The sequence below is a fragment of the Allotamlana fucoidanivorans genome (assembly GCF_006265225.1).
GTDB classification, from domain to species: Bacteria; Bacteroidota; Bacteroidia; order Flavobacteriales; family Flavobacteriaceae; genus Allotamlana; species Allotamlana fucoidanivorans.
On the sequence record NZ_VDCS01000011.1, the window covers coordinates 147,626 to 165,625 of the forward strand.

Below are 18,000 nucleotides of genomic sequence, written 5' to 3' on the forward strand. Positions count from 1 at the left end.
TCTGTATTAATTGTGTATTTTTTCTTTCAAAAAATAGCGTGATTCATTTAAATCCTTAAATATTCTATTAAAATGTTCCAAATTTTAAAGAAAAGTATAGTTTATAACTTAATTATTACTTAATTTTGTTTAACAAAAATAAAGTTTTAATGAACAATATTAAGATAAACTTTAGTATTAAAGATCTTGAAAACCTAACGGGAATTAAAGCACATACCATTAGAATTTGGGAAAAGCGCTATAATTTACTTCAACCGAATAGATCAGACACTAATATAAGAAGTTATAGTTTAGTAAGTTTTCAAAAACTATTAAACATCTCTTATTTAAATAATAATGGGTTAAAAATATCTAAAATTGCTGAACTAAAGGAAGAGGAAATACCAATAAAAGTAAGAGAAATTGCTTCACGAGCTCAGGTTGAAGACCACGCCATTAATGCCTTAAAAATGGCCATGATTAATTTTGATCAAGTCCTATTTTATAGTACTTATAACAACTTACTAGAAAACAAAACCTTTAGTGAGATTTTCTACTCAGTGTTTTTACCCTTATTAAATGAGATTGGATTATTATGGCAAACCAACACCATAACTCCTGCCCATGAGCATTTTTTGTCTATTCATATAAAGCAAAAGATTTTGCTGAACATTGAGCGCCTTCAACTATTAGAACCCAAACCTGTTTCAAAAACCTTTGTTTTATTTTTACCAGATCATGAAATTCATGATATAGGGTTATTGTTTATTAATTATGAATTGAGAAGTAGAGGATTCCATACCATATTTTTGGGAGAAAGTGTACCCATGCAAAGCTTAAGTGATTTATTAGAGTTTTATGACGATGTTACCTTCATATCCTATTTTACCGTAAATCCGGCTCCCGAAGATATTCCAGAATACATTCAAGATTTCAACGAACTCTTACTCCAAAAAGACAGGACTCAACTTCTATTATTAGGCAAAAAGCTTGAAGATTTACAAATAGACAATCTTCCTGAAAAGGTAACCATTTATAATTCTATCGAAAATTTAGTAAAAGCTTTATAAAAATTTTATATTGTTTATCTTTTTTTTATATTTGTTAAACAATATGAAAACAACTGTTCACATAATCGGATCTGGCTTCTCATCACTTGCAGCAGCTTGTTATTTAGCCCAAGATGGCTTTAAAGTTACTATTTTTGAAAAAAACAATACTATTGGTGGTCGTGCAAGACAACTAAAAAAAGATGGCTTTACCTTTGATATAGGCCCCACTTGGTATTGGATGCCCGACGTTTTTGAGCGCTTTTTTGGAGATTTCAATAAAAAACCATCAGATTACTACACACTTGAAAAGTTAAATCCTGCTTACAGTGTATATTTTGGAAAAAATGACCTCATCACAATTGAAGACACCCTTGAAAAAATTTCTAAAGCTTTTGAAAATGAAGAACCAGGCAGCTCTAAAAAATTAGCAACCTTTATACAAAATGCAAAAAGCAACTACGATATAGCCATAAAAGACCTTGTTTACAACCCTGGACTTTCGCCACTTGAGTTAATTACCCCAAATACTATCAAAAAAATTAATCAGTTTTTTAGTACCATTCAAAAAGATGTAAGAAAAGAATTTAAAAATGACCGTCTGGTTAAAATTTTAGAATTCCCCGTGCTATTTCTAGGTGCCAAACCTAGTGACACGCCTTCTTTTTACAGTTTTATGAACTATGCCGATTTTGGTTTGGGCACTTTTCATCCAAAAAAGGGAATGTATCAGGTCATTCTAGCCATGGAACATTTAGCTAAAGAACTTGGCGTAACCATAAAAACAAACGCCAATATTGAAAGTATAATTGTTGAAGATAAAACGGCAAAAGGACTTATTTGTGGCGGTAAAGCGTTTTATTCTAATATTGTTCTCAGTGGTGCAGATTATCATCATACTGAAACCTTACTGGACAAAGCGTACCGACAATACTCTGAAACTTTTTGGTCTAAAAAAACATTTGCACCAGCTGCCCTACTTTTTTATGTGGGTTTCGATAAAACATTAAAGCATGTAAATCATCATACACTGTTCTTTGATGTAGATTTTGAAAACCACGCCAAAAGCATTTATGATAATCCAAAATGGCCCGAAAGCCCCTTGTTTTATGCTAGTTTCCCGAGTAAAACAGATGATTTTTTTGCCCCTGAGGGTAAAGAGGCAGGCATTTTTTTAATTCCATTAGCACCAGGTATAGAAGACAATGACAACATTAGAAAAGAATACTTTAACAAGATAATAGCTCGATTTGAACATGTAACCTCTCAAAAGGTATCAGAAGACATCTTGTTTTATGAAAGTTTTTGTATCAATGATTTTATAAAAGATTACAATTCATATAAAGGGAATGCGTACGGTATGGCCAACACGCTTTTACAAACCGCGTTTTTAAGACCTAAATTAAAAAGCAAAACGGTAAAAAACCTTTTCTTCACAGGGCAGTTAACTGTACCTGGTCCAGGAGTACCTCCTTCATTAATATCAGGAAAATTGGCGGCTAACCTTATTTCAAAACAGTTTGGCGTATTAGTTTAATTGGAATTGTTTAACTTTAAAAAGAAAACCAACATTATGAAAGCACTATTTGATACCGTTTCTTACAAGAGCAGCAAGCTTGTAACAACAACCTATAGCACCTCTTTTTCTTTGGCTACCAAAATGCTATATAAATCGATAAGGAATGATATTTACAATATTTATGGTTTTGTAAGATTGGCTGATGAAATTGTTGATAGTTTTCATGATTACAATAAAGAAATGCTTTTTGAAAGGTTCTCTGATGATTTAGAACTTGCTATACATCATAAAGTGAGCTTAAATCCCATTTTAAATGCCTTCCAGCACACGTTTCATAAATATAATATTGATAAAGCTTTAGTTGATGCATTCATGCATAGCATGGAATTAGATTTACATAAAACAGAATATCTCACAGAGACCGAGTATAGGAATTATATTTATGGATCTGCTGATGTGGTTGGTTTAATGTGCTTAAAGGTTTTTGTTAAGGGAGATACTGAAAAATATGAAGAATTAAAAGACACTGCCATGGCACTTGGATCTGCCTTTCAAAAAGTTAATTTTCTTCGTGATTTAAAAACTGACTTTGAAGGTTTAAACAGAACGTATTTCCCTAATACCGACTTAGAAAACTTAGACGAAACATCTAAAAAAGAGATTATTGGTGATATTGAAGCTGATTTTTCTAAAGGATTACAAGGCATAAAAAAACTACCTATCGAAGCAAAATTTGGTGTTTTTATGGCCTATCGCTATTACCGTCAACTCATGAAAAAACTTAAAAGTACTCCTGCTTTAAAAATAAAAGAATCTAGAATTAGAGTTTCAAATCCTAAAAAAATTGAACTTTTAGCTAGAAGTTATGTCAAATATCAACTAAATTTATTATAAAATTTACGTCATGCATTTTGTTTATTGGATATTGATTTTTTTGGGCACTTATTGTTTTATGGAGTTTATGGCTTGGTTTACACATAAATATATTATGCACGGTTTTTTATGGAGCCTGCATAAAGACCATCATCATAAAGACCATGATAGCTGGTTTGAACGCAATGACACCTTTTTTATTTTTTATGCCATTGTGAGTATTGGGTTCTTCCTATTATGGAAATATACAAGTTTCTGGCCAGGACTGCCCATTGGGTTAGGTATTTTTGCATACGGACTATCTTATTTCTTGGTTCATGATATATTTATTCATCAACGATTTAAAATGTTTAGGAACGCCAACAACTGGTACGCCAGAGGCGTAAGGCGAGCACATAAAATACATCATAAACATTTAGGAAAAGATGATGGTGAATGCTTCGGAATGCTATTTGTACCTTTCAAATATTTCAAAAAATAACAGATTATCAGATACGTATGACTCGTGACACCTCCCATTTTGACTATATCATTATAGGAAGTGGATTAGCAGGATTTCAGCTCGCTTTAAAAATGGCTTCTGATAGTTTTTTTTCTGATAAAAAAATAGCACTTATAGACCCTTCTAAAAAAACTAAAAATGACAAAACCTGGAGTTTTTGGGAAAAACAACCTAGTTTTTGGGATGATTTAGTTTTCAAGTCGTGGCAAAAAGCATCCATAATAACCTCTAAGGACTCCATAACACTCAACCTTGTACCTTATTGTTACAAAACCATTAAATCTATTGATTTTTACAGCTATGCCAAACAAATTCTAAACAACAAAAAAAACTTTATAGTTCATCACGAAACAGTTACTAACACTTCAGAATTAGAATACGTAAAGGTCACAACAGATAAAAACACCTATACCGCTCATCATGTGTTTGACAGCCGTATTCCTGACACCTTTAACATAAATACCTCTAAACATAGTTCCATCATTCAACACTTTAAAGGTTGGGTTATAAGGTGTAATACCAATGTTTTTGACAACCATTGTATGACTATGATGGACTTTAGATTAAAAGATGGCAACCAAACCACCTTCACTTATGTTTTGCCGTTTTCAAAAAATGAAGCCTTAATAGAGTTTACTTATTTCACAAAAGAAACGGTTGAAGCATCAGTTTATGACGAATATATTGCCCAATATATTACCAATTACTTGAACATTGATTCCTACACTATCGTTGAAACTGAAATAGGACAAATACCTATGACCGATTATCCTTTTGAAAAACTCAATACCCTTCGTATCACAAAAATTGGAACCGCTGGAGGTTGGGTAAAAGGCTCTACAGGCTATGCTTTTAAACACACCGAAAAAAAGGCACATCGAATTATTGAGAACATAAAAGCAAACCGTTTACCAACTTATAAACTTTCAAAAAAACGGTTTAAGTTCTATGATAAAATATTTCTTAAAGTTTTACAGGACGAAAACGAAAAAGGCGAATGGATTTTTTATCAATTTTATAAAAAAAACAACGTACAAACCATGTTTAAATTTCTTGATGAAGAATCCACCTTTTTTGAAGACCTCCAAATCATGTGGTCGTTGTTCTCTTTCAGTTTTATAAAAGCCTTTTTTAAAACTCTTTAATTGGCTAATAAATTTTCAATAGTTTGTTTCACCTTGTCACTATCCCAATTGGCAGCCCCAGTTTTATCAATGACTATATGACCAGACTTATCAATTAAAAAAGTTCTAGGGATACTCGACACATTGAAAAGTTTCGGGTATTCTGTTAAAGGTACAAAAGATGGAAAAGAATAATTTTTATCATTTAAAAAAGTCTTTGTCGTTTCATGGGTTTCATTAGAAACAAAAACAAACGCTACCTCGTTTTTATAATCTTGAAATAAGGCTTCTAAGCTAGGCATCTCAGCAATACATGGCGGACACCATGTAGCCCAAAAATTCACCAAAATAACTTTACCTTTTAAATCATCAAAATGTAACAGCGCGCCTGAAGTCGATTGTAAATTCCAAAGATAATCTGTCTCAGACAACATTTTTTGATTTGAATCCTTCTCAACCGAAGGTGCTATAAGTGCCAAACCCTTATTTAATAAAATTTGAATAGACTGTCTTGTTTTTGGAATCAACAATAGGACTATTATGACTAAAAAAGTAACATTCTTAAGTTGAGCTTTTGATATCTTCATGAATACAAATTTAAAGCATGGTATTACATTTAAACAACCACCTAAACCTACAAAAAAACCTCTCACAGTTGAGAGGTTTAGTAATTATAAGTATGCACTTATTTTTATTCCTCTTCATCAGAGGCTTCAGTAACCGTATTTTCATCATCGGTTAAACCCTCTAACATATTATGTTTTTGTAAAAGGTTATACCATTGAATAACCTTTTTTATATCACTAGGATACACTCTATCCTCATCATAATCAGGCAGCACTTCAAAGAAATATTCTTCCAGTTTATCCTTACTATCTTTTGGCTTTACAGATGCAGGCTCTCCGTTTTCCTTTTCTTTAATTTTTTGAAATACTTCTTTCAACGGCACTTCTTCTGCTAAGGTATATATAGCAATTTCACTTAACATACTCACATTATTTTGAACACTCACAGATACACGTTTGCTATCAAGCAAAGATTCTGCAACAAACCCACCTCTGGTTTGCGTGACTAACTTATATAAACCTGGTTTTCCTGAAATTGAAATTACTTTATCTAAACTCATATTTTATATTTTCAAAAGCGCAAATATCATCTGTTTAATACTGTCTTGCAAGTATTATCGTTTCTTTTTTTGGTTTGGAAAACGCATTCTATAATCTACGTTTATCTTTCCTTTTGATATATTTGCCAGCCTTCCTTTTATTAATCTTTTTTTTAAGCTAGAAAGTTTATCAATAAATAAAATCCCTTCTATATGATCGTACTCATGTTGAATAACCCGAGCAATCAAGCCATCGAACGTTTCTGTATGTGGCTGAAAATGCTCATCGAGATACTCTATAGTAACCTTTGGTTTTCTAAACACATCTTCCCTAACATCAGGTATGCTTAAACACCCTTCGTTAAACGCCCATTCATCGCCTTCTTCCTCTAGAATTTGCGCATTAATAAAAACACGTTTAAAATCGCCTAAAGCTTTTTGTTCATCGGCTGGTAAATCTTCATCTTCTGCAAATGGCGATGTGTCTACTAAAAACATTCTAATAGGTAATCCAACTTGTGGAGCAGCCAACCCTACCCCATAAGCATTGTACATGGTTTCAAACATATTCTGTAACAACGCATCGAACTTAGGATAGTCTTTTGTAATGGGTTCAGCTTTCTTCTTTAATACCGGATCTCCGTAGGCTACTATGGGTAAAATCATCTGGAAACAAAATTAATTGTGCAAAAATACAATTCTATGTGATATTTTATGTCTCTTTTTGAGAATAAAAAACTCCTCTATCTAATATATACATAAAGGAGTTGATAGTTTGAGCGAATACCTTTTATTTAAGTATAACCACTTTTCTTGTTAAAGCATTATTACCTTTATTTATTTTTATCATGTAAATACCATTGGGTAATCCACCAACATTTATAATTTTAGAAAAGGTATTTTTAGATGATGTTTTAAACACAAACTTGCCAGTAATAGCATATGGTTCAATGTCCACTGAAGTAGCAATTTCAAAAGACAGATTCATTTCATTTCCATTTACCGCATTTGCAAACACTTTAAATTCTTCCTTTATCATGCTAAATTCTTCTGTTGGCAATGTTCCTAAAGAATACTCACAAGTAGAATCAAAACCAGAGGCGACTGTAAAATATTGACCTGTAATGGCAGGGCCAGAAGTCTCTTCTTTATTATATACAGAAACTTTTGTTAAGCAAGAAAAGGCATCTAAAATAAAATCCGTAGTAGTATTATTTACAGTAATTACACTTGGCCTATCATAACATGCTCAAAAGGTTGCATATAATTTAATTACCATTTGAAGACGTTGTTCCAGAATTTAGGCACTGGTCTGCAAAAACTTGTGCTAAAGAAAAAAGTAGAGTAAAGTCTAATAAGTAAATTTGTTTCATATCATTGGTTATTGATTTCAGATATAAATTTAAGAATTTCCTACAAAGTCTGACTTATTTTTCCACAACTACTTAGAATACAAATAACTTTGTAAAATCAATGTCGCACTTATCTCATCTACAAGTGCCTTGTTTTTACGTTGTTTTTTATTCAAACCACTAGCAATCATAGTTTGAAAGGCTATTTTTGAAGTAAAACGCTCATCTACACGTTTTATAAGAATACTGGGGATTTTTTTATGTAATTTTTCTAAGAAGGCTTGAATATGAACTTCGCTTTCAGACGCCGAATTGTCCATTTGCTTTGGTTCCCCTACTAAAAAAAGTTCTACATTTTCTTTCTTCACATATTCATCTAAAAAAGGAATGAGCTCTTTAGTGTCAACAGTGGTTAACCCTGAGGCTATAATTTGTAACTCATCAGTTACTGCTATTCCCGTTCGTTTGGTTCCAAAATCTATTGCTAGAATACGCGCCATTAGTTTCTTTTGGCACAAATGTAACAAAATAAAGAGGGCTATCAATACTGACAGCCCTCTTGTTTAAACCTTAAATTATTAATATTTGAATTAAGCCTTAACCGCTTTATTAATCTTTGGGAATACAAAACTAATGTTACCTGCTTTTCTCTGACGGTTTAAATAAATTCTAATATCACTATTTATTTTAGCAATATTTGCTTTTAGTTCTGTAGCATCAATCAATAATTCACTTTCATTTATCTGGTTAGGCGTCTCGTTTGAAATTACCTTAACAGTTTCTACACTTACTTTAGAATCATCACTTTGAGCATTTCCAAAAGAGAACGCTAATAAGAAAATTAATAATAAGTAGAAATTTGTTTTCATGGTTGTTATTGTTTGATGATTCAAATATAGGTTCACTCTAAGCCTGGCACGCAAAAAATTAGTTGTACAAAACAGAATTTTCGATTATTAGAGAAGCAGTTATTTTTAACCGATAAATAGTTAAAACACATGTTTTACCGACTAAAAGCTTTATTTTGTGCATTTCAACCTATTTCAAGCAAGACAAAAAGTTTAACTGCTGTTTTCATTCCATAAAAAGCACTTTAAACATTATCAATGTTTCATAGAAACCACCTTATAATTTTTTTCATTTCATCGCCTATTTCAAGTATAGCTAGTATATTTGCTGAAAATATTAATACCAATGACTGAATTACAACAAATCATAGAAGACGCTTGGAATAACCGTGCGTTATTAAATGACGAAAAAACAATAGCTGCCATAAAAGAGGTAGTAGATTTATTAGACAAAGGAGAATTAAGAGTTGCTGAACCTATTGAAGGTGGTTGGCAAGTTAACGAGTGGGTAAAAAAAGCAGTGGTATTGTACTTTCCTACGCAAAAAATGGAAACTATTGAGTGTGGTCCACTAGAGTTTCATGATAAAATACCTTTAAAAAGAGGCTATCAAGAAAAAGGTATTCGTGTAGTACCTCATGCCGTAGCAAGACATGGTGCTTATATTTCTAGCGGAACTATTTTAATGCCTAGCTATGTAAATATTGGTGCCTATGTAGACGAAGGTACTATGGTTGACACTTGGGCTACGGTAGGAAGCTGTGCTCAAATAGGTAAAAATGTACATTTATCAGGCGGTGTTGGTATAGGCGGTGTTCTTGAACCCCTGCAAGCAGCCCCTGTTATCATTGAAGACAACGCGTTTATTGGAAGCCGATGTATTGTAGTGGAAGGCGTTCGCGTTGAAACTGAAGCTGTTTTAGGTGCAGGAGTTACCCTAACTATGAGCACAAAAATTATTGATGTAACTGGTGATAAACCTATGGAATACCGCGGTGTTGTACCAGCACGTTCAGTAGTCATTCCTGGTAGTTATGCTAAAGAATTTCCTTCTGGAACCTTCAACGTGCCTTGTGCCTTAATCATTGGAAAACGTAAAGAAAGTACCAATAAAAAAACATCACTTAACGATGCGCTTCGTGAACATGATGTAGCTGTGTAAACCACAAGACATAGTTTTTAGGATATTTTTACATCAAAAGACACTTAGGCTTTTAAACTACTAGTTTATAAATATTAAAATCTCGATTATCGAGTGAAAATACTGGTTATACAACAAAAAATGATTGGCGATGTGCTTACAAGCAGTATTCTGTTTGAAGTACTTCGTCATGAATATCCAAAAGCTCAATTAGATTATTTGATAAACGACTACACCTATCCTGTAGTAGAAAACAATCCTTTTATTGATAATTTTATTTTCTTCACAAAAAAGGAAGAACAAATCAAACATGGCTTATTCGTACTTGCTAAAAAGATAAAAGCACAACAATATGATGTTGTTATTGATGTGTATTCAAAACTTTCAAGTAATATAATCAGTTTATATTCTGGCGCCAAAATAAAAATATCCTATTACAAACTCTATACGGCTTGGATTTATAATGAGAATGTAAAACGTAAAAAGAAAAGTAAAACGAATAACTTAGCCATTACGCATAGGCTTAAACTTTTATGTCCCTTATATATTGACGCTGAACCTCTTCAACCTAAAATATACCTCAGCAAACAAGAAATTAAAGACAGTGCTCTGTTTTTAACCCAAAATAAACTTAAACTTGAGTTCCCAGTTTTTATGATTAGTGTTTTAGGTAGTACCAAAAACAAAACCTATCCTTTTGCCTTCATGGCACATGTGGTTGATACTATTGTTGAAGAGCAACCAAAAGCACAGCTTCTGTTTAATTATATTCCAAATCAAGCAGAAGACGCCAAAACCATATTCAACCTTTGCAAACCCAAAACTAAAGACCAAATATATTTTAATGTCTTTGGAAAAAGTTTAAGACAATTTTTAGCCATCACATACCATTGTGATGCGCTTATTGGTAATGAAGGTGGCGCGGTAAATATGGCTAAGGCAATGAAAGTAAAAACCTTTTCAATATTTTCGCCTTGGATTGATAAAGCGTCTTGGAGTCTTTTTGAAGAAGAAAAAAATATTGGAGTTCATTTAAAAGACTATTATCCTGAGTACTATACCAAACCTGAAAAACAATATAAAAAAGAAGCACTTCAACTTTATCAATTATTCAAACCCGAATTATTCTCAAACCAGCTAAAAACGTTTTTAAAAGCATTGTAATGGTAAAAATATCAGGCGTTATAATAACCTATAATGAAGAAGAACATTTAGAAAAATGCTTACAATCTTTAGTTGGTGTAGTAGATGAAATTTTAGTAGTTGATTCATTTTCAACCGACCAAACTCCCGAAATATGTAAACAGTTTAATGTTAGATTTATTGAACATATTTTTGATGGCTATATTGAACAAAAAAACTATGCACTTTCGTTAGCAAAACATGATTATATTTTGTCTTTAGATGGAGATGAAGCGCTTTCTGAAACATTAAAAGACTCTATTTTAAAAGTAAAAGCAAATTGGCAATTTGAAGGATATTATTCCAATAGATTAAACAATTATTGTGGCCAATGGATAAAACACTCAGATTGGTATCCCGACCGAAAGCTTCGACTATTCAAAAAAGGGAGTGGCGAATGGAAAGGTATTAACCCTCACGACAGCTACACCTTAAAAAAAGGACTTAAATCTGGACATTTAAAAGGAGATTTACTACACTGGATTTACAGAGACTACCAAGAACATAACCTTAAAGTTGAACGGTTTTCAACGATTGCCGCTCATTCGTATTACAAATTGGGTATTAATTCTTCTATATTTAAAATTGTGTTTAGGCCTTCTTGGGCATTTTTTAAAGCTTATTTTTTAAGACTTGGATTTTTAGATGGATTGAATGGTTTGATTATTTGTATTCAGACCTTTAATGTAACATTTTTGAAGTATATAAAACTTTACGAGCTAACTAAACGAAACAATTAGTACCTTTTCCAAAATTTTATTTTTTTTTTAAGCTGCTGTTTTCGGTGGTATTTCTTTTGAAAAACTAATGTTTCACCCCACATCAAATCAAAAATTGCATTAAAGTTTTCTCCAGAGCATTTAGCATATTCATCACTCATTATTTCAACCATAGATTTATGGGTAGTTAAACGCGAAAAATTTTTTATTCTAGTTTCAAAATCCAAGGTCTTAAATTCCATCCTATTCAGATCAACTAAATAAAATTTATAATCACCGTTATTTAATTGAATGAGTGTGTTCCCTGGAGAATGATCTAAAAAATGAACCCCTTTTTCATGCAGCTCAAATGTAAACCGGGTAAATGCTCGGAGAATAGCTTGGTAATTTGGAATACTAAAATCTGTTGTGAGTTCTCTATAGGTTAATTCACAATCTAACTGCTCACTGATGTAAAAGCTCTTTTTAAACAAAAAAAGGGTTTTAAACTCGTAATATGCTATGGGTAGTGGGGTTCCAATATTTAAATCCATTAGCTTGTTGGCATACTCATATGACCGTTGTGCCTTACTTTTTCTAAAAAAACGATACGCAATTTGATTAATAATACTAGGCACTCTAAAAGACTTAACATTAACCGTTTTATCCTCTAACTGAAATAGTTTTAAAGAATTTCTATCTTGATTACCAAAGTTTTCCCCTTTAGTGTCAAAATTTTCAATAATATCATCAAAAAAAAGTTCGTGCTTATTATAACGACTATGTATAATCTTATTCCCTTTCATTTAAGTATTTATCTATACCGTTTTCACACCAAACCCTTCTCTCTTCAATGGTCTTTTGCTGAATCGTATCATTAATATTCAATTTTGTTTTTGAACTTTCTTTGTGCCAAATATGATAGATAATGGCTTTAAATTTCATTCGCTTACCTAAAATACCACTATTTATTATTCTAATGATGAGTTCTGAATCTTCTCTACCCCAACCCGTCATATTTTCATTATAGCCATTAACTTTTATAAAATCTGATTTCCAATAAGAAAGATTACAACCTCTTAATTTTCTTGATAATTTATTGCTCTTCTTATATATTAAACTTCCCAAAAATGGTATATGAAGGTTTCTATTCCGTTTTTTTATACCCTTTGAAAAATAAGAAAACTTAACTATTTTCTTTTTAAACAATATTGATAAAAAATCTTCTTGAACATTTACTCTAGAACCATACAAATACGTATTTGATTCAACACTTTGCAAATGGTCTTTAATAAATTTTTTATGCATTATACAATCCCCATCTAGCTGAATTATATAATCTGCTTTAGTTTTTGAAATTGCTAAATTCAAAATTCCAGATTTTCTAAACCCCTTATCTTCATGCCAAACATGCTTCAAAGGCACTGGAAACTCTTTTGCAAAAGCTTCAATCAATTCTTTTGTTTCACTGGAGGAACCATCATCCGCGATAATAACTTCAGTAGGAAAAACCTCTTGTAATTTAACACTTTTTAAAACGAGTTCAAGTGCTTCCGGCCAGTTATAGGTTGTTATAATGAGTGCAGATGTCAAAATGATTTCTTTTTAAAATGGTATCTAAAAAATTGTCCTATGTTCTTTTTTATGATAAAAAACTTAGTTTTATAGAGCCCTTGCTCCTTTTCTATTTTAAAATTATCAAATAATTCTTTGAAGTTTTTCCCTTTTACAAAGTCCAGATATTTCCATTTCTCTGGTTCTAAAAAAAAGAAATTCTCTTTTTCTTTATAATTGTGTTCATTAACACCATCCCATTTCTTCATAAATGCCTCTATATCAAAATCATTATTATGCCCCCAATTTGTTAGTTTTTGCAACAAATCATCTCGGTTTCTTGCTAAACATTCATGAAGTATTAAGGCATTAAAATATATAACCTGACCTTTTGTTTTTCTACCAACAGTATACTCTGGGTAATTGGTTGCTACCACGGTTTTTGTAGCTTCATCTACGTACAAATATCCTTCATCAACTTTTTTATATAAACTTACATGAAATGGCTGAATTTGAACTGGGTGCTTCTCTGGATTTATCAAAAGCCTAGTTTTAGTTCTTAGGTATGTAACAAATCGTTTAAAATTTATAAAATATTCATCGGCGTCTAGTTGAATAATCCAATTACCTATCCCCATTTTATTTGCCAACATTTTACGTTCTCTCACCTCGCATTGCATAGTAGATAAATCTTTTACATAAAATTGGTCTTCGTATAAATGAATCTTTTTATCGGTATCGTAAGCCCTTATCCAATCAAAAAAATTATCAGCTATTTCAATAGTTTCCCCGTTCCACGTTTTTCTATCCTTATCTAAAGCCAAATAAATTGTGTCGGCTTGTTTATAAACCAACGGAATAGCATTTTTTAGCAACTCATAATCGTATGATACCAAAAAGCCTACTTGAATTTTATTCATAAATCTCAATATTCAAATAAAATAAAAACAAATATACAATACCTATTTAAAGGTCATTGGGTAAACCAAAAAAAAGACTAAATTTGATTTTAAAAACTTAATTAATGAGGATTTGCCTAATCAGTTTTGATTACTGGGACTACGACCACCATATTGTAAACACATTACAAAAGAAAGGAATAGATGCTACCCATATTGATATAAGCAAATACAAGTATGTGTATAAAAGCGTGTTTGAAAAATTGGGTAATTTTTTATCCAAAACGTTTTTAAAAAAGAATAAAAAAAAAATAAACAGGCAAAAATATATTCTTAATACACTTGAAAAAATAGGAAAACAGGATTATATTCTAGTTATAAGGCCTGATTTAATTGATAAGCCTACGCATTTAGCAATAAAAGGTTTTACTAAAAACTATATTGCTTATATTTATGATAGTTGTAAACGCTTTCCTATAAACCATCTTTTAAACGATGTTTTTAATCGCATTTTTTCTTTTGATTTAGAAGATGTAAAAACCTACAATTTTGAGCACATCACAAACTACATTTATTTAGATAAACAAGATATTAGACATGATTTTGAATATGATTTATTTATGGTTATGTCGCCAGACCAAAGAATTAAACAATTAAATAAGTTGGCAAAAAAGCTTGATGACAATAATGTAAGCTATAAATTTATAGTTGTTTCTAAAAAAAGACCAAGCAATTTATACAAGGGCATTGAACACAGTAATAATGATATTGACACGACACAGCTAAATTTATACTTAAACAGATCAAAAGTGATGCTTGATTTAGTTAGAAAAGGACACAATGGTTTAAGTTTTAGAATCTTTGAAGCCCTAGCCTATCAAAAAAAAATAATCACTACAAACCATACTGTAAAAGAATACGCGTTTTATAAAGCTAATAACATTCTAGTTTTAAATGACGATGATTTTAGCATTAATCCCCAATTTTTTAAAACCGAATATATTCCTTTAGAGAAGAACATCTATTACAAATTTACTGTTGACCATTTTGTAGAACAGGTGTTTGATTTACAAAAAAATTAACCTATACCTTAAATATTACTTATTATGAAAAGCCAAAATAATGGATTACAACAATAAACCAGACGCTTATTATAATTTTCCTAGACCAGAAATGCTAGGCTATTTACCTAGGGAAGCTAAACATGTTTTAGAAGTGGGTTGCGGTCAAGGGGCTTTTGCTAGGCAAATAAAAGGCTATAATAATGCTGAAATTTGGGGTATCGAATATATGCCTGAGGAAGGAAAGATAGCAAAAAACATATTGGACAAAGTATTTATTGGTCCTTGTGAGAATTTTATTGAAGAGCTTCCTGATAATTATTTCGACGCCATATTCTTTAATGATGTTCTTGAACATTTAACTTACCCCGATGATGTTTTAAAAAGATTAAAACCTAAGTTAAAAGCAGGAGGTATAGTAATTAGCTCTATACCTAACGTTAGAAACTTTAGAATCCTTAAAATGCTAGTATTTAAAGGCGAATGGAATTATACAGACCATGGTATTATGGATAAAACACATTTACGATGGTTTACCAAAAAAAGTATTAAAAATATGTATGAAAGTCTAGGGTATGAAGTTGTCAGTCATGAGGGGATTAATCCTAGTAAATCACTTAAACCTTATTTGTACAACATCCCTTTACTATTTACTGCCATGGATATGAAATATACACAGTTTGCTACGGTTGCTAAAAAACCACAAGCCGTCTGATTTAATCCACAAGAACCCCTCAACTTTAATCAAAAACTTTTTTAAGTTGATTTTCTATATGTTGTTTTGAAAAGGGCTCTATAAACTGTTCTGACAGATTACTGATAGAACTCCACAATGCTTCATCATCATAAAGTTTTAATATTTTAGAGGCTAATAACTCTGCGCTGTTTGCTATCATTTCTTCTGAAAATGGAGCAAAATTAAAGCCTTCAGCACCAACATCGGTAGTTACAACAGGCAAACTATATTCAAAACTTTGTCCTATTTTTCCTTTTATTCCTGCTCCATACCGTAATGGCGCTACAAACAACTTTGCCGAGTTAAAGTATGTTGAAACATCTTCAACATAACCTACCACATTAAAATTTTCACTGTTTAATTTTATAATTTTTTGTGGCGGATTACTCCCCACAATATCTACTTTTATATCTTTATTTACCTCCCAAACTAAGGGCATTATTTCATTCTTTAGCCATAAAATAGCATCAACATTAGGTTTATGTTTAAACCCACCAATAAAAAGCAAGTTTTTTCTCTCTGAAAATTCTTTAAATGCTTTTGTTTTCTTTTTAAACTCATGGAGGTTACCTATGGTAATCATTTTTGAATTCTCTTTGTAAAAGCTTTCTAATGAATGTTTATCCCTTTCTGATATAACTACAATTTTATCAGCAGCTTTACAATTGTCTATTTCCAACTTTAACATTGCTTCGGCTTTTTGTTTAAGCTTATCGCTTTTTGTTAGCTCCCACTCTCTAATCAATCTTAAATAATGAAAATCTACCATGTCATAAATCAAGGTCACTTTACTATTAAGGTCTTTTATTACCGAATGGTAGGCTTCAAAATTTTCAGGTCTATGTAACCAAGCATAATCTAGTTTTGATGCGATGTTTTTTATATACTGATTTCTTGTTATTAAGTTATCCGCTTTATCCAAACTTGGCTGATAAACATTAACACCTAATGATTTAAACCTCTCAACACATTCATCCTTCTGCTTATATTCTTTTTGATTAGCCATTAAAAAAACAGAGAAGTTATTGTTTAGCATCAACTTAATCAGTTGAAGTAATCTTTTTGATCCAGAATCTTCATTATATTTGGGAATATAGGTATCTATGATTAAAATACTTTTTTCTCTATAATTAATCGAATTAAAATCAAAAACCACATTTTGCTTTTTAAGTTGAAGCTTCAATAGATTATTTCTAAGAATCAATTTTAATCTTTTTTTCATAAACTTTTTAAACATTAATCTATAAAACGAATTAACGCTTCCTTTTTAGATTTCAATTGCTTTACTATATTATTAAGTGTTTCGTCTGAGGATAATCGGAATAGTGATTCATCAATATTCTTTGTTTGGCTGTAGATTAAGGACTTAACTTTTCTTTTCTTTATAAACCCTCTGGTACTTTTTTTGTTTCTAAGTCCTATATTGATTTCTTTATTTTCATGAAAACCTATAGACAACAACCAATCATTCCATTTCCATTCAGAAACCATTGTTCCTTCGTGTAAATGTGAATAAAAACGAAACCGCACCCAAGGTACGCGTACTATATCTGCAATCATTGCTCCATGCATCGCCTCACTTATAATTTGCTCACTTGCTGCTATTTCTGTAATAAATTCTTCTACATTATTCAAGTCTGTTGGCAAAATCAAATTCCAAGATAAATCATCACAAATTTTTTGCCAATCCACTTTATCAACAGACATAAAATAAGGGATGAAGCTTATTTTATATTTTTTTGGTGTATTTATATATGATTTATATTGAGGTAACAAAGTTAAAAAATAGGCCGCATCTGCTATGTAATGATCTAAATTTCCTTTTAATTTTAAAGAGCTATAAGGGCCTCTTAAAAAGAAAATATGCCAAGAATCATCAATTTTTATATTTTCATTAATAGATCTAATGCCTGTTCCAAAAACAACCTTTTTTTCACAGGTATTTGCTTGTTCTATAAATACAGAATCTTCCATTAGAATAGATCCTATTCCAAAAAAAGCAATCTCCTGATGTTCTTGTAAAAAATCTGATCCGAAAATCTGGGGCCACATCCATATATTTAAATCATCTCCAAAATTTCCTGATTTTGATTTATAATAAACTAATTGCATTCCATTTTATTTAATTTTTCAAAGGTATAACAAAAAATAGGTTCATTGAACTACCACACATGTTATTAACTGATAATACTCACTGAGAACCTCATATCTTTTTAGTATTCATTTGGTTTACTTTTTAAAAAACAGCTAAGTAATTCAACTATTTGTACAGCTTTTTGTTACAATTCCATTTTTTAAATTTCATTTAGATATACTAATAAAATCCACTAGATTAAATTGTAATTTTGCAAAAAAAAGAATTCTATTATTCAATAAAA

General features: G+C 31.1%; 21 protein-coding genes. 10 read left to right on the plus strand and 11 right to left on the minus strand.

Annotation, left to right across the window (positions count from 1 at the left end):
- Positions 1-149: 149 nt before the first annotated feature.
- From FGF67_RS12470 to FGF67_RS12490, 5 genes are read left to right on the plus strand one after another with little or no spacing between them, the layout of a single operon-like run.
- Positions 150-1,049 (plus strand): MerR family transcriptional regulator, encoded by a 900-nt coding sequence (locus FGF67_RS12470; protein ID WP_139698078.1) that lies wholly within the window; start codon positions 150-152, stop codon positions 1,047-1,049.
- 43 nt (positions 1,050-1,092) lie between these two features.
- Positions 1,093-2,565 carry a phytoene desaturase family protein gene (locus FGF67_RS12475; RefSeq protein ID WP_139698079.1) on the plus strand — a complete coding sequence of 491 codons (1,473 nt, stop codon included), beginning with the start codon at positions 1,093-1,095 and terminating at the stop codon, positions 2,563-2,565.
- A 36-nt stretch (positions 2,566-2,601) separates the two neighbouring features.
- Positions 2,602-3,441 carry a phytoene/squalene synthase family protein gene (locus FGF67_RS12480; RefSeq protein ID WP_139698080.1) on the plus strand — a complete coding sequence of 280 codons (840 nt, stop codon included), beginning with the start codon at positions 2,602-2,604 and terminating at the stop codon, positions 3,439-3,441.
- A 10-nt stretch (positions 3,442-3,451) separates the two neighbouring features.
- Positions 3,452-3,901 carry a sterol desaturase family protein gene (locus FGF67_RS12485; protein WP_139698081.1) on the plus strand — a complete coding sequence of 150 codons (450 nt, stop codon included), beginning with the start codon at positions 3,452-3,454 and terminating at the stop codon, positions 3,899-3,901.
- Between the two features lie 17 nt (positions 3,902-3,918).
- Entirely contained in the window at positions 3,919-5,067 is a 1,149-nt protein-coding gene (locus FGF67_RS12490) for a lycopene cyclase family protein (RefSeq protein ID WP_139698082.1), read from the plus strand.
- Here the strand turns inward: FGF67_RS12490 and FGF67_RS12495 are convergent.
- The 6 genes from FGF67_RS12495 to FGF67_RS12520 all read right to left on the minus strand — a co-directional run bounded on the left by FGF67_RS12495 (position 5,064) and on the right by FGF67_RS12520 (position 8,372).
- Positions 5,064-5,633, minus strand: coding sequence for a TlpA family protein disulfide reductase (locus tag FGF67_RS12495; RefSeq protein WP_139698083.1), 570 nt, complete (start codon positions 5,631-5,633; stop codon positions 5,064-5,066). The genes FGF67_RS12490 and FGF67_RS12495 overlap by 4 nt on opposite strands.
- A gap of 104 nt (positions 5,634-5,737) precedes the next feature.
- On the minus strand, positions 5,738-6,172 hold the full coding sequence (locus FGF67_RS12500) for a DUF5606 family protein (protein ID WP_139698084.1): 435 nt from the start codon (positions 6,170-6,172) through the stop codon (positions 5,738-5,740).
- Positions 6,173-6,226: 54 nt separating this feature from the next.
- Positions 6,227-6,817: a peptide deformylase gene (gene def, locus FGF67_RS12505; protein WP_139698085.1), complete on the minus strand. Its 591-nt coding sequence runs from the start codon at positions 6,815-6,817 to the stop codon at positions 6,227-6,229.
- 124 nt (positions 6,818-6,941) lie between these two features.
- Positions 6,942-7,190: a T9SS type A sorting domain-containing protein gene (locus FGF67_RS12510; RefSeq protein WP_139698086.1), complete on the minus strand. Its 249-nt coding sequence runs from the start codon at positions 7,188-7,190 to the stop codon at positions 6,942-6,944.
- Positions 7,191-7,592: 402 nt separating this feature from the next.
- A complete protein-coding gene (ruvX, locus tag FGF67_RS12515; RefSeq protein ID WP_139698087.1) occupies positions 7,593-8,003 on the minus strand; it encodes a Holliday junction resolvase RuvX in 411 nt (136 codons plus the stop codon).
- A gap of 90 nt (positions 8,004-8,093) precedes the next feature.
- Complete coding sequence (locus FGF67_RS12520) at positions 8,094-8,372, minus strand: hypothetical protein (protein WP_139698088.1); 279 nt, start codon at positions 8,370-8,372, stop codon at positions 8,094-8,096.
- A gap of 325 nt (positions 8,373-8,697) precedes the next feature.
- On the opposite strand from FGF67_RS12520, the gene FGF67_RS12525 reads away from it, so the two are divergent.
- From FGF67_RS12525 to FGF67_RS12535, 3 genes are all read left to right on the plus strand, one after another.
- Positions 8,698-9,513: a 2,3,4,5-tetrahydropyridine-2,6-dicarboxylate N-succinyltransferase gene (locus tag FGF67_RS12525; RefSeq protein WP_139698089.1), complete on the plus strand. Its 816-nt coding sequence runs from the start codon at positions 8,698-8,700 to the stop codon at positions 9,511-9,513.
- A gap of 93 nt (positions 9,514-9,606) precedes the next feature.
- Positions 9,607-10,656 (plus strand): glycosyltransferase family 9 protein, encoded by a 1,050-nt coding sequence (locus FGF67_RS12530; RefSeq protein WP_139698090.1) that lies wholly within the window; start codon positions 9,607-9,609, stop codon positions 10,654-10,656.
- Complete coding sequence (locus FGF67_RS12535) at positions 10,656-11,414, plus strand: glycosyltransferase family 2 protein (protein WP_139698091.1); 759 nt, start codon at positions 10,656-10,658, stop codon at positions 11,412-11,414. The genes FGF67_RS12530 and FGF67_RS12535 overlap by 1 nt, the downstream gene beginning before the upstream one ends.
- Here FGF67_RS12535 and FGF67_RS12540 read toward each other — a convergent pair.
- The 3 genes from FGF67_RS12540 to FGF67_RS12550 are packed head-to-tail and all read right to left on the minus strand — an operon-like array spanning position 11,411 to position 13,846.
- Positions 11,411-12,178 (minus strand): lipopolysaccharide kinase InaA family protein, encoded by a 768-nt coding sequence (locus FGF67_RS12540; protein WP_139698092.1) that lies wholly within the window; start codon positions 12,176-12,178, stop codon positions 11,411-11,413. The two genes, FGF67_RS12535 and FGF67_RS12540, sit on opposite strands and share 4 nt — an antisense overlap.
- Positions 12,165-12,965, minus strand: coding sequence for a glycosyltransferase family 2 protein (locus tag FGF67_RS12545; protein ID WP_139698093.1), 801 nt, complete (start codon positions 12,963-12,965; stop codon positions 12,165-12,167). Before FGF67_RS12545 ends, FGF67_RS12540 begins: the two co-directional genes overlap by 14 nt.
- Positions 12,962-13,846, minus strand: a complete 885-nt coding sequence (locus FGF67_RS12550) for a hypothetical protein (RefSeq protein ID WP_139698094.1) — start codon at positions 13,844-13,846, stop codon at positions 12,962-12,964. The genes FGF67_RS12545 and FGF67_RS12550 overlap by 4 nt, the downstream gene beginning before the upstream one ends.
- Before the next feature lie 104 nt (positions 13,847-13,950).
- Between FGF67_RS12550 and FGF67_RS12555 the strand changes: the two genes are divergently transcribed.
- Both FGF67_RS12555 and FGF67_RS12560 read left to right on the plus strand, forming a co-directional pair.
- Positions 13,951-14,907: a hypothetical protein gene (locus FGF67_RS12555; protein WP_139698095.1), complete on the plus strand. Its 957-nt coding sequence runs from the start codon at positions 13,951-13,953 to the stop codon at positions 14,905-14,907.
- Between the two features lie 40 nt (positions 14,908-14,947).
- Positions 14,948-15,601, plus strand: a complete 654-nt coding sequence (locus FGF67_RS12560) for a class I SAM-dependent methyltransferase (RefSeq protein WP_139698096.1) — start codon at positions 14,948-14,950, stop codon at positions 15,599-15,601.
- Positions 15,602-15,626: 25 nt separating this feature from the next.
- Here the strand turns inward: FGF67_RS12560 and FGF67_RS12565 are convergent, their stop codons facing one another.
- Positions 15,627-16,844 (minus strand): glycosyltransferase, encoded by a 1,218-nt coding sequence (locus tag FGF67_RS12565; RefSeq protein WP_233244077.1) that lies wholly within the window; start codon positions 16,842-16,844, stop codon positions 15,627-15,629.
- A 14-nt stretch (positions 16,845-16,858) separates the two neighbouring features.
- Positions 16,859-17,734, minus strand: coding sequence for a polysaccharide pyruvyl transferase family protein (locus FGF67_RS12570; protein ID WP_139698098.1), 876 nt, complete (start codon positions 17,732-17,734; stop codon positions 16,859-16,861).
- Positions 17,735-18,000 lie beyond the last annotated feature (266 nt).

What these genes read in the sequence shown, in the direction of transcription:
- FGF67_RS12470 (WP_139698078.1), top strand. Translation starts at nt 150, where the DNA reads ATGAACAATATTAAGATAAACTTTAGTATTAAAGATCTTGAAAACCTA.
- FGF67_RS12475 (WP_139698079.1), top strand. Translation starts at nt 1,093, where the DNA reads ATGAAAACAACTGTTCACATAATCGGATCTGGCTTCTCATCACTTGCA.
- FGF67_RS12480 (WP_139698080.1), top strand. Translation starts at nt 2,602, where the DNA reads ATGAAAGCACTATTTGATACCGTTTCTTACAAGAGCAGCAAGCTTGTA.
- FGF67_RS12485 (WP_139698081.1), top strand. Translation starts at nt 3,452, where the DNA reads ATGCATTTTGTTTATTGGATATTGATTTTTTTGGGCACTTATTGTTTT.
- FGF67_RS12490 (WP_139698082.1), top strand. Translation starts at nt 3,919, where the DNA reads ATGACTCGTGACACCTCCCATTTTGACTATATCATTATAGGAAGTGGA.
- FGF67_RS12495 (WP_139698083.1), bottom strand. Translation starts at nt 5,633, where the DNA reads ATGAAGATATCAAAAGCTCAACTTAAGAATGTTACTTTTTTAGTCATA.
- FGF67_RS12500 (WP_139698084.1), bottom strand. Translation starts at nt 6,172, where the DNA reads ATGAGTTTAGATAAAGTAATTTCAATTTCAGGAAAACCAGGTTTATAT.
- def (WP_139698085.1), bottom strand. Translation starts at nt 6,817, where the DNA reads ATGATTTTACCCATAGTAGCCTACGGAGATCCGGTATTAAAGAAGAAA.
- FGF67_RS12510 (WP_139698086.1), bottom strand. Translation starts at nt 7,190, where the DNA reads ATGATAAAGGAAGAATTTAAAGTGTTTGCAAATGCGGTAAATGGAAAT.
- ruvX (WP_139698087.1), bottom strand. Translation starts at nt 8,003, where the DNA reads ATGGCGCGTATTCTAGCAATAGATTTTGGAACCAAACGAACGGGAATA.
- FGF67_RS12520 (WP_139698088.1), bottom strand. Translation starts at nt 8,372, where the DNA reads ATGAAAACAAATTTCTACTTATTATTAATTTTCTTATTAGCGTTCTCT.
- FGF67_RS12525 (WP_139698089.1), top strand. Translation starts at nt 8,698, where the DNA reads ATGACTGAATTACAACAAATCATAGAAGACGCTTGGAATAACCGTGCG.
- FGF67_RS12535 (WP_139698091.1), top strand. Translation starts at nt 10,656, where the DNA reads ATGGTAAAAATATCAGGCGTTATAATAACCTATAATGAAGAAGAACAT.
- FGF67_RS12540 (WP_139698092.1), bottom strand. Translation starts at nt 12,178, where the DNA reads ATGAAAGGGAATAAGATTATACATAGTCGTTATAATAAGCACGAACTT.
- FGF67_RS12550 (WP_139698094.1), bottom strand. Translation starts at nt 13,846, where the DNA reads ATGAATAAAATTCAAGTAGGCTTTTTGGTATCATACGATTATGAGTTG.
- FGF67_RS12555 (WP_139698095.1), top strand. Translation starts at nt 13,951, where the DNA reads ATGAGGATTTGCCTAATCAGTTTTGATTACTGGGACTACGACCACCAT.
- FGF67_RS12560 (WP_139698096.1), top strand. Translation starts at nt 14,948, where the DNA reads ATGGATTACAACAATAAACCAGACGCTTATTATAATTTTCCTAGACCA.
- FGF67_RS12565 (WP_233244077.1), bottom strand. Translation starts at nt 16,844, where the DNA reads ATGAAAAAAAGATTAAAATTGATTCTTAGAAATAATCTATTGAAGCTT.
- FGF67_RS12570 (WP_139698098.1), bottom strand. Translation starts at nt 17,734, where the DNA reads ATGCAATTAGTTTATTATAAATCAAAATCAGGAAATTTTGGAGATGAT.